This window comes from Streptomyces sp. NPDC039480 (assembly GCF_055597165.1).
This window is the reverse complement of record NZ_JBVITX010000002.1, coordinates 699669-712801: the sequence shown is the minus strand read 5'-3', so window position 1 is coordinate 712801 and position 13133 is coordinate 699669. Positions and strand designations below refer to the sequence as shown.

Here is a 13133-nt window from a genome sequence, read left to right as displayed (position 1 = left end):
ACCGGATGCCGGAAGCTGTCAGGTGTGAGCCTCCGGAGCCGGCGGACCTTGCGGGCCCGTGCGACCCACAGCGTCCCCACCACCCGCAGCGCCGTCAGCCGCGCCGTCGGCCGCACCTTCCGGCCCGCCGTCCCACCGGGCCCGCCGCATGTCGAGCTTCGGGACGTGCCCCTGGGCGGCGCGCGACGCCTGCCGCAGCGGCGTGCCCTCCTCGTGATAACGCTCCAGGGCCCGCAGTTCGTGCCCGGGCAGCAGCACGCCGTCCGAGCGCACCACGCGCCACCACGGAACGCCTCCTCCGTAGAGGGCCATCACGCGTCCGACCTGTCGCGGGCCGCCCTCCTCCAGCCACTCGGCCACGTCTCCGTAGGTCATCACCCGACCCGGAGGGATCAGTTCCGCGACCTCGAGGACCCGTTCCGCGTACTCCGGCAACTCGCTCATCCGGACCATCCTGCCGTACCCCACCGACACGGTGACGGGCCCGGCACAGAGCGTGCCGCGACCTGCTCGGCAGGGCGCAAAGTGTCGTTTCGTGACCACTTCGCAGCCTCGCGTTGCCCCCTGATGCCTCCCTCCACGAGCAGGACATGCCACCATCGTGCGGGCGGTGACTGGTGATACGAGATCAAGAAGAGACGACGGAGCAGCAGGGCGTGCATCCCGATGAGAAGGCGGGCACCTCTGCGTCCGAGTCACACCCGGACCCCGGTGAGCCCGCCCTGACCAGCGAGAACGACGAGAAGCAGAGCGTCGGACACGACGCAGGACACGACCCCGGCCAGGGGTCCGACTGCGCCGAATCCGGGGCGCACACCGACCGCGTCGCCGGTGACGAACCGCTCCTCGCCGCGCGCGTGCACCGCCCCTCCGACCTCATGCGGCTCCTCGTCGGCGTGCTCGCCATCGCGGTGCTCCTGGCCATCGCGGCGTTCGCACACGGCACGACGTCCGGGCTCGAACAGGACATCGACAAGGGCACGGAGCAGGCGCCCGATCTGCTGATCAAGGTCGCAGGCCTGGTCGCCAGCATCGGTGTGCTGCTCGTCCCCGTGGCGTTCGCGATCGAGCGGCTGATCAAACGGGACGGGCTGCGCATCGCGGACGGCGTGCTGGCCGCCGTGCTCGCGCACGGTGTGACGCTGGCCACCGACCTCTGGGTCGCGAAGGCCGCCCCCGGCTCCATCCAGGACGCGCTGACCAAGCCGTCCCCTGCCGACCTGCATGCGTTCACCGATCCGGTGCACGGCTATCTCGCGCCCGTCATCGCGTACATGACGGCCGTGGGCATGTCCCGCAGGCCGCGCTGGCGCCTGGTGCTGTTCGTGGTGCTGCTGCTCGACGCGTTCACGATGCTCGTGACCGGCTACACGACGCCGTTCTCGATCATCCTGACGGTGCTCATCGGCTGGGCCGTGGCCTACGGAACGCTCTACGCGGTCGGCTCGCCGAACGTACGGCCGACCGGACAGACCCTGCTCGTCGGCCTGCGGCACGTCGGCTTCCGCCCCGTGAGCGCCGCCCGCGAGGAGGCACCGGACAGCGAGCACGGCGACCGCGGCCGACGCTATTTCGTCACCCTGGAGGACGGCCCGCCCCTCGACGTCACGGTCATCGACCGCGAGCAGCAGGCGCAGGGCTTCTTCTACCGCGTCTGGCGCAGACTCACCCTGCGGGGCATCACCCAGCGACGCAGCCTGCAGTCGCTGCGCCAGGCCCTCGAACAGGAGGCTCTGCTCGCGTACGCGGCCATCGCGGCCGGTGCGAACGCGCCCAAGCTGATCGCCACCTCCGAGCTCGGCCCCGACGCCGTGATGCTCGTCTACGAGCACACGGGCGGCCGTTCCCTGGACTCCCTGCCGGACGAGACCATCACCGACGAACTGCTGTGCGACACCTGGCGGCAGGTGCAGGCGCTGCAGTCCCGCCGTATCGCGCACCGCAGACTCGCGGGCGACGCGATTCTGGTGGATCGTTCCGGCACCGTGATCCTCACGGACCTGCGCGGCGGCGAGATCGCCGCGGGCGACCTGGTCCTGCGCATCGACATCGCCCAGCTCCTGACCGCCCTCGGCCTGCGGGTGGGCGCCGAGCGCGCGGTCGCCGCCGCCGTCGAGATCCTCGGCCCGGACGCGGTGGCCGACTGCCTGCCGCTGCTCCAGCCCATCGCTCTCACCCGTTCCACCCGCTCCACGCTGGCCAGGCTGGCCCGGGAACGGTCCCAGCGCGAGCGTGACGCCGTCCTGGAGGCCTCCCGCAAGTCCCGGCAGAGCGTGCGCGCGCAGGTGGCCGCGGACGGCCGGACGGACAAGCAGGCGCAGAAGCAGGAGAAGCAGGCGGCCAAGCAGGAGCGGCAGGCCGAGAAGCAGGCCATAGACGATGCCCTGGAGCAGGCCCGCGAGGAGGATCTGCTCACCCAGATCCGGCACCAGGTGCTGCTCATCCGCCCGACAGCGCCGGTGGAGCCCGCGCAGCTGGAGCGGATCAGGCCGCGCACGCTGATCAGCTTCATCGCCGGTGCCATCGGCGCGTACTTCCTGCTGTCGCAGCTCACGCACGTCGAATTCGGCACCCTCTTCCAGGAGGCGGAGTGGGGCTGGGTGGCGGCGGCCGTGGGCTTCTCCGCGCTGAGCTACTTCGCGGCGGCGATGAGTCTGCTCGGGTTCGTGCCGGAGCGGGTGCCGTTCCTGCGGGCGGTGGCGGCGCAGGTCGCCGGCTCGTTCGTGAAGATCGTGGCGCCCGCGGCGGTCGGCGGTGTCGCGCTGAACACCCGGTTCCTGCAGCGCTCCGGAGTGCGCTCGGGGCTCGCGGTGGCGAGCGTCGGCGCCTCGCAGCTCTTCGGGCTCGGTTCGCACATCCTGCTGCTGCTGATCTTCGGCTATCTGACGGGGACGGAGAAGACGCCGTCGTTCACGCCGTCCCGCACCGTCATCGCCGGGCTCCTGTCGGTCGCGGTGCTGGTGCTCGTGGTGACGGCCATCCCGTTCCTGCGGAAATTCGTCGTCACGCGCGTGCGGTCGCTTTTCGCCGGTGTCGTGCCGCGCATGCTGGACGTGCTGCAGCGGCCGCAGAAGCTGCTCACGGGCATCGGCGGGATGCTGCTGCTCACCCTGATGTTCGTGCTCTGTCTGGACGCTTCGGTGCGGGCCTTCGGCAACGAAGAGATGACGTCGCTGAGCCTCGCGAGCGTCGCGGTCGTCTTCCTCGCGGGCAACGCCCTGGGATCGGCGGCGCCGACGCCCGGCGGTGTGGGCGCGGTCGAGGCGACGCTGACCCTCGGCCTGATCGCGGTGGGTGTCCCCAAGGACGTGGCGGCGCCCGCGGTGCTGCTCTACCGGCTTCTGACGCTGTGGCTGCCGGTGCTTCCGGGGTGGCTGTTCTTCAACCACCTGACGAGGAAGGGACTGCTCTGAGGCGTCGCTGAGGCATGTCGGGGGCTCCGAGTCCTGTGGCCGGTTTCTCACCCACACGGCTCGCGCCCCGAGCGTCCTGCCGGGTCCCCCTTCAGGATGAGCACATGCCCACACAGTCCCAGCCGCGCGCCACCGCTCTGGCCGCCGCCACCCTGCTTCTGTCCGCCACGCTCGCGGCGTGCGGCGGCAGCGACTCCAAGGACGAGGACCTGTCGGCTCAGAAGCTGAGCTGGAAGGACTGCCCCGCACCCGCCGCCTCCGAAGGCGGCGGTGACGCCCCGTCGCCGCTGCCGGGCGGCGCCGAGTGGCAGTGCGCCACCATGAAGGCACCCCTCGACTGGGCGAAGCCCAAGGGCGACACGATCGACATCGCGCTGATCAAGGCGGCGACGAGCGGCGACAAGGGGGACCGCATCGGGTCCCTCGTCTTCAACTTCGGTGGTCCGGGCGGCTCGGGCATCACCACGCTGCCGGCCTTCGGTGAGGAGTACGCCAAGCTGCGCACCCGCTACGACCTGGTGAGCTTCGACCCGCGCGGCGTCGGCCGCAGCGCGGGCATCGAGTGCGAGGACGACGAGGCGCTCGACAGGTACTTCCAGCAGGACTCCACGCCGGACGACGAGGCCGAGAAGAAGAAGCTCATCGACGACGTGAAGGCCTTCAACAGCGGCTGCGAGAAGAACGCGGGCAACACCCTCCCGCACGTCCGCACCACCGACGCGGCCCGCGACATGGACCTGATGCGCCAGGTGCTCGGCGACGACAAGCTGCACTACTTCGGCGTCTCGTACGGCACCGAACTGGGCGGCGTCTACGCACACTTGTTCCCGAAGAAGGTGGGCCGGGCCGTCTTCGACGCGGTCGTCGACCCCACGCAGACCGCCGAGCAGGGCTCGCTCGGCCAGGCCGAGGGGTTCCAGCTGGCGCTCGACAACTTCGCGAAGGACTGCACCTCCCAGGAGGCGGACTGCCCGGTCGGCGACACCGAGAAGGACGTCAAGGACCGGATCGCGAAGCTCCTGAAGGACCTGGACAGCAAGCCGATCACCGGCCTGCCGCCCCGCGAACTGACGCAGACCGCCGCGACCAACGGCATCGCGCAGTCCCTGTACTCCAAAGACTTCTGGCCATACCTCACCCAGGGCCTCGAAGAGGCCTACGAGGGTGACGGCAAGATCCTGATGGCACTCTCCGACTCGATGAACGGACGCAACGAGGACGGCGAGTACAACAACATCCAGTCCGCCAACGTCTCCATCAACTGCGCGGACGACAAGGCGCGTTACTCCACGGAGTACGTCGAGAAGAGGCTCCCCGAGTTCCGCAAGGCCTCTCCGCTGTTCGGCGACTACCTGGCCTGGGGCATGGTCGGCTGCACCGACTGGGCGGTCGAGGGCCAGGCCGACCACCCCGACGTGAGCGCCGCCGGCGCGCCGCCCGTCGTCGTCATCGGCAACACCGGCGACCCGGCCACGCCGTACGAGGGCGCCCGCAAGATGGCGCAGGCGCTCGGCAAGGGCGTCGGTGTCGAGCTGACGTACAAGGGCCAGGGACACGGGGCGTACGACAGCAAGAACAAGTGCGTGCGGGACGCCGTGGACGGCTATCTGCTGAAGGGGACGGTCCCGAAGGCGGGGACGGTCTGCTCCTGACCGGTCGGGACGGTCGGCGGGCGGGCGGAGCGTTGTCAGAGGCCCCGCCTACTATGGCCTGAACTGTCTTCCGAGGGGGGAAGCGCTTCTATGCAGCGTTTTGTACGGTCCGCGGCGCTGGCCGCCGCCGGAGTGCTGGTGGCGGGCCTGGCCGCCGGCTGTGGCTCGTCCGACGACGGCGACGGTGACGGGGGCCGAAGTGATGGAAAGGGCCCCTCGGCGACCGCTCCCGAGCCGCGGCCGAAGCCGGATGCGTCCTCGACCCTGCCCGCCTCGCTGACCACCCAGAAGCTGGATTGGGACCGCTGCGAGGCGCCCGAGGGAGGCAGCGCGCCGGGAGCCGAGTGGCAGTGCTCGACGCTCAAGGTCCCGCTGGACTACGGCAAACCGGACGGCGAGACCATCGGCATCGCCCTGATCCGCGCCAGGAGCACGGGCAAGGGCGACCGCATCGGCTCCCTCCTCTTCAACTTCGGCGGCCCCGGCGGTTCGGGCGTCTCCGGGCTCCCGTCCTTCGCCGACTCGTACGACGAGCTGCGCAAGCGGTACGACCTGGTGAGCTTCGACCCGCGCGGCGTCGCGGCGAGCGAGGGCGTGCGCTGCCGTGACGACAAGGCGACGCAGGCGGCCGAGAAGAAGGTCGACCTCACCCCGGACACCGCGGCCGAGGAGAAGGCCTACTTCAAGGACGCGGCGGACTTCGGTGCGGGCTGCGCGCAGCGCTCGAAGAAGCTCATCGAGCACATCTCCACGGAGGACGCGGCCCGTGACATGGACGTCATGCGCCAGGTCCTCGGCGACGACAAGCTGCACTACTTCGGCGTCTCGTACGGCACCGAACTCGGCGGGGTCTACGCACACTTGTTCCCGAAGAAGGTGGGCCGGGCCGTCTTCGACGCGGTCGTCGACCCGAGCGCGGACTCGATCGGCCACGCGGAGAACCAGGCGAGGGGCTTCCAGCGCGCCCTCGACAACTACTTCAAGTCCCGCGGCCAGGACCCGAAGGCGGGCTCCGCGAAGATAGGGAAGCTGTTCGAGCGCCTGGACGCCGAGCCGATGCGGACCTCGGGCGACCGGAAGCTCACCGAGTCCCTCGCGCACACCGGCATTCTGGTCACGCTCTACAGCAAGCAGACCTGGCCCGCGCTCACCCGCGGCCTGGAGGACGCCGAGAAGGGCGACGGTTCGGCGCTGCTCCAGCTCGCCGACGCGTACAACGAACGCGACGCCTCCGGCCGCTACAGCACGCAGGGCCACTCGCAGCGGGCGATCTCCTGCCTGGACGCCAAGGCGCGGACCACTCCGGAGGAGGCCAAGAAGCGCCTGGACCGGTTCCGCGGGATATCGCCGGTCTTCGGGGAGTTCCTGGGCTGGGACACCGCGGGCTGGTGCCACCAGTGGCCGGTGGCCGGGCTGCACGACTCCCCCGAGGTGAGCGCGCCCGGCGCCGCCCCGATCCTCGTCGTCGGCAACACCGGCGACCCGGCGACCCCCTACGAAGGCGCCCGCAAGATGGCGGACGAGCTCGGCAAGGGCGTCGGCGTCCACCTCACCTGGAAGGGCGAGGGCCACGGGGCGTACGGGAACGGCAGTTCCTGCGTGGACGGCGCGATCGACACGTATCTGCTGGACGGCGAGGCACCGAAGGACGGCAAGGTCTGCTCATGAGAGAAGGCCCCGCTCACCGAGGGTGAGCGGGGCCTTCTCAGCAGGTCAGTAGACCGGCTTCTCGGGCTCGATCTGGTGGACCCAGCCGATCACGCCGCCGCCCACGTGCACCGCGTCCGCGAAGCCCGCGGACTTCAGCACCGCGAGGACTTCCGCACTGCGGACACCCGTCTTGCAATGCAGGACGATCTTCTTGTCCTGGGGCAGGTCCTGGAGGGCGGTGCCCATCAGGAACTCGTTCTTCGGGATCAGCTTGGCGCCGGGGATCGAGACGATCTCGTACTCGTTCTGCTCGCGGACGTCGATGATCTCGATCTTCTCGTCCGCGTCGATCCACTCCTTGAGCTGCTTGGGAGTGATCGTCGAACCGGCCGCCGCCTCCTGGGCCTCCTCGGAGACGACGCCGCAGAAGGCCTCGTAGTCGATGAGCTCGGTGACGGTGGGGTTCTCGCCGCAGACCGCGCAGTCGGGGTCCTTGCGGACCTTGACCTGGCGGTACTGCATCTCCAGGGCGTCGTAGATCATCAGGCGGCCGACGAGCGGCTCGCCGATGCCCGCGAGGAGCTTGATGGCTTCGTTGACCTGGATGGAGCCGATCGACGCGCACAGCACGCCGAGCACGCCGCCCTCGGCGCAGGAGGGGACCATGCCGGGCGGCGGGGGCTCCGGGTAGAGGCAGCGGTAGCACGGGCCGTGCTCGCTCCAGAAGACGGACGCCTGGCCGTCGAAGCGGTAGATGGAACCCCACACGTACGGCTTGTTGAGGAGCACGCACGCGTCGTTGACCAGGTAGCGGGTCGCGAAGTTGTCCGTGCCGTCGACGATCAGGTCGTACTGACCGAAGATGTCCATCACGTTGTCGGCCTCGAGCCGCTCTTCGTGCAGGACCACGTTCACGTACGGGTTGATGCCGAGGACCGAGTCCTTCGCGGACTCCGCCTTGGAGCGGCCGATGTCCGCCTGGCTGTGGATGATCTGGCGCTGCAGGTTGGACTCGTCGACCTCGTCGAACTCGACGATGCCGAGCGTGCCGACACCGGCCGCGGCCAGGTACATCAGCGCCGGCGACCCGAGGCCGCCGGCGCCGACACACAGCACCTTGGCGTTCTTCAGCCGCTTCTGCCCGTCCATCCCGACGTCGGGGATGATCAGGTGGCGGGAGTACCTGCGAACCTCATCGACGGTGAGCTCGGATGCGGGCTCGACCAGGGGTGGCAGCGACACGGGGACTCCGTTGGTCGGTAATGCGGAACGGTTGTTCTGCAAGTAACACTGCCACGCCCTTCTTCATTCCGAGACACCTGTTCCGATACGCGAGACGATTTCGTCCCAGTAACCGGGCATGGACTCCCAGGGGTCGCCCGGGCAGCCGGCGTCCACGCGGTCCGTGAAGTAGATCGTCGAGGCGCCCTGCCAGCGCGCGATGCGCAGCGCCTCGTCGAGGTGGCCGCGCGGCATGCCGTGCACGAAGTGGCAGAAGTGCTCGGGCGGATAGTCGGCGGTCCACTCGGCCACCTGCGACCAGCGGTAGTCGCTCCACGGGCCGGAGAAGGTCACCAACTGGTCGCCCGTCTCGGCGTATCCGGGGTACGGATGGGTGCCGTGGCCGAGCACGATGTGCGCGTCGTCGATCATCGCGCGCAGGGTCGTGACCGTCCTGCGCACCTCCGGGAGCGCGGCCCGTTCGGTCGGGCAGCGGTCCAGGGAGAAGCCGTCGACCTGGTACCAGTCGAGGTAGCGGTGCGCGTCGGAGACCAGCTCTCCGAAGGAGCGGGCTCCATACGTCGTGTCGAGGTGGCCGAGGACCCGGACGCCCGCGTTCCGCAGTCGGCCCGCCGCCTCCAGGCAGTGCGGGTCGGGCCGCTCACCGGGACCGTTCGCCACATTCAGGACAACCCACTTCAAAGGGGTGCCCGGGCGGGCGAGCCGGGACCATTCGCGGGGGGCGACGAGCGGGTGGGCGAAGCCGGGGATGCCGAAGCCGACGCGTACCTCGGTGCTCGCGGTGCCCCTGCTGGTCCTGGTCAGATGCGGCATGCGGCCTCCATCCAGATGTCGGCGAGCGACTCTTCGAGGTTGATGCGGGGCCGCCAGCCGAGCCGGTCGCGCGCGGTGCGCACGTCGGCCTGCTGCCAGCTGCCGCACCCGTCCGGGTAGGGGTACGCGGCGGCGGCAGGCAGCCCGTGCTCCGATTCGCCGCGGGGGTGGCCGATGGTTGCCCGCATGGGCACTTGGTCGAGCTCGTGCAGCGCCCCGCCGTACCCGGCGACGCGGGCCAGCACGGCGGCCGCGTCCCGCAGGCGCACGGCCCGGCCCGCGCCGATGTTCACGACGCCCTGCGCGGCGGAGAGCGAGGCGGCGTGCACGGCGCGCGCCACGTCGCGTACGTCGACGAAGTCGCGCTGCACGCCGAGCCCACCGAGTTTCAGCTCGCCGTCCCCCGCCTGCATCGCGCGCCGCATGGCCTCCGCGAGCCGGCCGAGCGGCGACCCGGCGGGCGTGCCGGGGCCGGCGGGCGAGAAGACCCGCAGGACGACGGCGTCGAGCCCGGAGCCGAGCACCAGCTCGGTCGCCGCCAGCTTGCTGACGCCGTAGGGCCCGCCGGGGCGCGGCACCGCGTCCTCGGCCGTCGACGATCCCGGCTGGCTCGGCCCGTACTCCGCGCCGCAGCCCAGCTGCACGAGGCGCGCCCCGCAGCCGCTGCGCCGCAGGGCCTCGCAGATGGTGGCGACGGCGACGGTGTTGTGCCGGGTCAGGTCGCGGGCGCCGCCCCTGGTCGCGCCGGCGCAGTTGATGACGACGCCCGGGTGCACGGCGTCCAGGAAGCGCGTGAGCGCGCCGGGGCTTCCGCTGGCGAGGTCGAACCGTACGTCCGAGTCGTCGCCGCGGCCGAGTGCGGTGAGCTGCACCGCGGGGTCGGCGAGCAGCCGGTCGGCTACGAACCGGCCGAGGTATCCGTTGGCTCCGATCAGCAGCACCCTCATCGGGCGCCTCCCGGGGTGGCCGCTCGGCGGCGGAGACGGCTGCGGGTGGTCATCTGTCTTTCTCCTTCGGGAGGGTTGCCGTGGTGCACGGGATCGGGCCCGCGGTGTCGGCCCCGCGGGAGAGTGGTCCTGGTTCTGGTGGTCTCGCCGGTCGTGCCGGTCTGTGGGCGGCGGCTCACGGCGCATCACGGGAGCCGGCGTGCGCGGAGGCCAGGGTCAGGGTCCTGGCCGCGTGGACCAGGAGGACGAGGGCGGCGACACCGCAGGCGGCGGCCGGTACGACGCCGGGTCCCCAGGCGTCGACGGCGCGCGTGACCGGCACGGCCAGGGCGTCGCAGCCGGGGAGCCGGCCCGCGAACACCAGGGCCAGGGCGGCCGCTTCGGAGGCACCGGCGGCGCCGAGCAGCAGGGCGGGGGCGCGGCGGAAGCCGTACACGCCGAGCAGCCGCGCGAGCAGCAGCAGCGCTCCGAGGGCGGCGACCCCGACGAGGGCCACTGCTCCGCCGTCCGGGCCGGCACCCAATTTCGCGCCCGCCTCCGCCTCGCCGAGCAGCGCGTACGCCAGCGTGAGCAGTGCCACGAGCGCCCCCAGGAAGAGTGCGAACACGCCGCACAGCAGCGGTCGTACGGAGGCGGCGAACTCGTCGAGCCCGCGGCTGGCGGCGAGCCGCCCAGCGGCCCGTACCGCGAAGAGGCGGGCGCACCAGATCGCGGGCGCGACGGCCAGCGCGAGGCCGAGGAGCGCGGCGACCGCCGGGTCCCAGAGGTCGCCGGGCCCGTCCGGCCCGCCTGGCCCATCCGACCCGCCCGGACCGTCCGCGACGACACCCGCGAGCAGGCCGTCGCCGAGCAGGGCGTACGCGAGGAGCCAGCACACCCACGCGTGCGTGGCGCGCGGTTGGCGGACGGCGGCTCGCAACGGTCCGTGCCGCAGGGCAATGCGCAGGGCCACAGCTACGGCGAGTGCGCCGAGGGACGCGGTCACGAACCGTGCGCTTCCCTCGCTGACGACGAGTGCGACCACGGCTGCCGCGCACGCGGCGCCGGGCAGAAGGGCGTAGAGGGCCCAGCCGGGCGGCACTTCGGGTACATGGCGCGTGCCGCTGCCCGTACCCGCGCCCCCTGGGGCCGCACCCTCGGTGTCCACGTCAGGCACGCGCGCGTACATCTCCTCGGCCAGCGCGAACACGTCCCGATGCCGGAAGCGTGCGGCGGCCCGGTCGGTGATGCCGTGCGCCTCCAGTCCCGCGGCGAGCTCCAGCGGGTCGACGGCGCGCTCGCACAGCTCGCGATGACGTTGCATGAGAGCCTTCACGGGGTCGGCGGTGGCGCCGCGCGGGGGCTTGCCGCGCGCGTCCCAGCCGCTGTCGCCGTCATCACCACCGAAGGCGCCCGCGGAACCGGCTGCGCTGTCGCCGAAGGTCCCCACACCCTCTTGCGGCTGTATGCGACTCATACGGCGGCCTCCCTCAACTCCGCGTGTGTTGCCGCCTCTTCCGTGGCGGCCCAACTCGGCACCCCGCCGCCCTCGGCCCCCGGCTCCGCACCGGCCGCCCGGTCCACCGCCGCCGCCCACCGCCCTGGGAGGCACGCCTCCGCCGGGTGCGCGAACGGCACGGGCTCGCCCGCCTCGTCCACCGCGTCCCTGCGCACCGGGCAGTGCGAGACGATCTCCAGGTAAATGCTTCGAAATGCTGTGACGTTCTGCTCGACGGTGAAGAGTTCGAGGGCGCGCGCCCGCGCCGCCGCGCCCAGGCGCGCACAGCGCTCGGGGTCGCGCAGCAGCGTCACGCACGCCTCCGCGAGCGCCCGGGGGTCGCGCGGCGGTGCGACGAGCCCCGTGCCGCCGATGACCTCCAGCACCGCTCCGACGTCCGTCGAGACGGTCGCGCGCCCGCAGAACATGGCCTCTACCAGGCTGGTCGGGAAGCCCTCGACGACGCTCGACAGGACAACGACGCCCGCGGAGGCGTACGCGTCCGTGAGGCCGACCGCCTCCGGTCCGCCGGCCTCCTCGAAGGAAACCGGGTTGTCGCCCACGGGGTGCGCGCCCGCCGCCTCGTCGGGGAAGAGCTGCGCGGCGAGGGCCCGGCAGTGTTCGAGATACGCCTGGGCGTCGGGCCCTTCCGCAGGGGTCCCGATGATCCGCAGGCGCGTTCCGGGCACCTCGTCGCGGATCTGCCGGAAGGCGTGGAGCAGCGAGATCAGGTCCTTGGCGGGCTCGATACGGCCGGCCCACAGGAGGGTGTCGGGACCGGCAGCGAAGTCTTCGTAACCCCTCTCCCCGATCTCCGAGAAGCGGTCGGCCGCCACTCCGGGGTGAACGGTGCGCAGCTTGGCGCGGTCGGCACCGCAGCGCTCCTGCCAGCGCCGGGCGTGGCTGTCGCCGGGGGTGACGAGCGCGGCCCTGCGGTACACCTCGGCGGCGAGGAGGCCGTGGAAGGAGGCGAGCAGCGCCCGGGCCGGCGCGCCGAGGTCCATGTCGTCCGCGGCGAGGCAGCGCGCCCGGAGCTGCACGCCGTACTCGGTGACGAGTAATGGCACACCGGCGAAGTGCCCGGCCAGCAGTCCCGGCAGCGCCGCGGGGCCGCCGGACGTGGCGTGGCAGAGGTCGACGGCGCCGAGGCCGTCCGCCCCGTACCAGTCGAGGGAGAGCGGCCGCAGCGCGCGCTCCATCAGGGCCGCGACGGTGAGCAGGTCGGACACCCGCGCGGCGTGGGCGTCGCGCAGCGCGCCGGGCGCGCGGCAGGCGCTCTCCAGCGTGCGGACGGCGGACTCGGAACGCAGTGCGCCGGCCAGTCCGCCCTCGTCGCGGGCGAGTTCGGCGAGCCCGTACAGAGCGTTGCCGAAACGGTCCGCCACATCGCCGGGGCCGTCTTCCGAGCCGCCCGTTTGTCCACAGCACACCGCCCCCGCCAGCTCCCCGAAGCACTCGGCGAACCTGCGCCGTGCGCGCCTCCCGCGCCCCCCGCGCGGCCCCGCCGCACGGAGCGCCTCGTCGTCGGCGGTCCACAGCGGTGCCGTGCGCACCCGGCCGACCTGGGGCGGGAGTTCGACCCAGCCCTGCGCCTCCTGCCGCTCGCTGCGGCTGAGCGCATAGATGTCGAACTCGTGCTGCCCGAGCCCCCGTACGAGCCGGTCGCACCAGAGCCTCGCCTCACCGCTCACATACGGATAGCCACCCTCCGTAAGCAGTCCGACGCGCACGAGCGCACCCCCGATCTCCCGTTCGGTGAGCCGCCGTTGGACCGGCGGCTTGCAGCGGGACGAACGTATGCGGTCATGCAGGTGGCGGGGGGGGAGGGGTTGCGCGGGGGCACCAAAAAAGGGGGGAAAAAAGGAACTCTTCTTCCCCGGGGAGGTTCTTTGCGCTGCGGGGGGGAGAAAAGACCCCCCCCTTCCGCAGAGGTCCAGCT

The 13133-nt window shown here is 71.8% G+C and carries 9 protein-coding genes; 3 read left to right on the top strand and 6 right to left on the bottom strand.

All coding sequences use genetic code 11. From position 1 onward, the window contains the following. Positions 1 to 18 precede the first annotated feature (18 nt). Complete coding sequence (locus tag ACZ56E_RS09300) at positions 19 to 453, bottom strand: MGMT family protein (RefSeq protein ID WP_471213139.1); 435 nt, start codon at positions 451 to 453, stop codon at positions 19 to 21. A gap of 164 nt (positions 454 to 617) precedes the next feature. Here ACZ56E_RS09300 and ACZ56E_RS09295 point away from each other — a divergent pair, with 164 nt between their 5' ends. From ACZ56E_RS09295 to ACZ56E_RS09285, 3 genes are all read left to right on the top strand, one after another. Then, a complete protein-coding gene (locus ACZ56E_RS09295) occupies positions 618 to 3413 on the top strand; it encodes a lysylphosphatidylglycerol synthase domain-containing protein (protein ID WP_471212646.1) in 2796 nt (931 codons plus the stop codon). Between the two features lie 104 nt (positions 3414 to 3517). After that, positions 3518 to 5065, top strand: a complete 1548-nt coding sequence (locus tag ACZ56E_RS09290) for an alpha/beta hydrolase (protein WP_471212644.1) — start codon at positions 3518 to 3520, stop codon at positions 5063 to 5065. Positions 5066 to 5155: 90 nt separating this feature from the next. After that, entirely contained in the window at positions 5156 to 6733 is a 1578-nt protein-coding gene (locus ACZ56E_RS09285; RefSeq protein WP_471212641.1) for an alpha/beta hydrolase, read from the top strand. Between the two features lie 45 nt (positions 6734 to 6778). On the opposite strand, the gene moeZ is transcribed toward ACZ56E_RS09285, so the two are convergent. The 5 genes from moeZ to ACZ56E_RS09260 all read right to left on the bottom strand — a co-directional run bounded on the left by moeZ (position 6779) and on the right by ACZ56E_RS09260 (position 12924). Further along, the gene (gene moeZ / locus ACZ56E_RS09280; RefSeq protein ID WP_471212639.1) at positions 6779 to 7957 is read right to left on the bottom strand and encodes an adenylyltransferase/sulfurtransferase MoeZ; all 1179 of its coding nucleotides are present in this window, start codon (positions 7955 to 7957) and stop codon (positions 6779 to 6781) included. 63 nt (positions 7958 to 8020) lie between these two features. Next, on the bottom strand, positions 8021 to 8770 hold the full coding sequence (locus ACZ56E_RS09275) for a spherulation-specific family 4 protein (protein WP_471212637.1): 750 nt from the start codon (positions 8768 to 8770) through the stop codon (positions 8021 to 8023). Continuing rightward, positions 8758 to 9717: an NAD-dependent epimerase/dehydratase family protein gene (locus tag ACZ56E_RS09270; RefSeq protein ID WP_471212634.1), complete on the bottom strand. Its 960-nt coding sequence runs from the start codon at positions 9715 to 9717 to the stop codon at positions 8758 to 8760. The genes ACZ56E_RS09275 and ACZ56E_RS09270 overlap by 13 nt, the downstream gene beginning before the upstream one ends. Before the next feature lie 175 nt (positions 9718 to 9892). After that, positions 9893 to 11173: a hypothetical protein gene (locus ACZ56E_RS09265; protein WP_471212631.1), complete on the bottom strand. Its 1281-nt coding sequence runs from the start codon at positions 11171 to 11173 to the stop codon at positions 9893 to 9895. After that, positions 11170 to 12924, bottom strand: a complete 1755-nt coding sequence (locus ACZ56E_RS09260) for a DUF3492 domain-containing protein (RefSeq protein WP_471212629.1) — start codon at positions 12922 to 12924, stop codon at positions 11170 to 11172. The genes ACZ56E_RS09265 and ACZ56E_RS09260 overlap by 4 nt, the downstream gene beginning before the upstream one ends. Between the last annotated feature and the right edge of the window lie 209 nt (positions 12925 to 13133).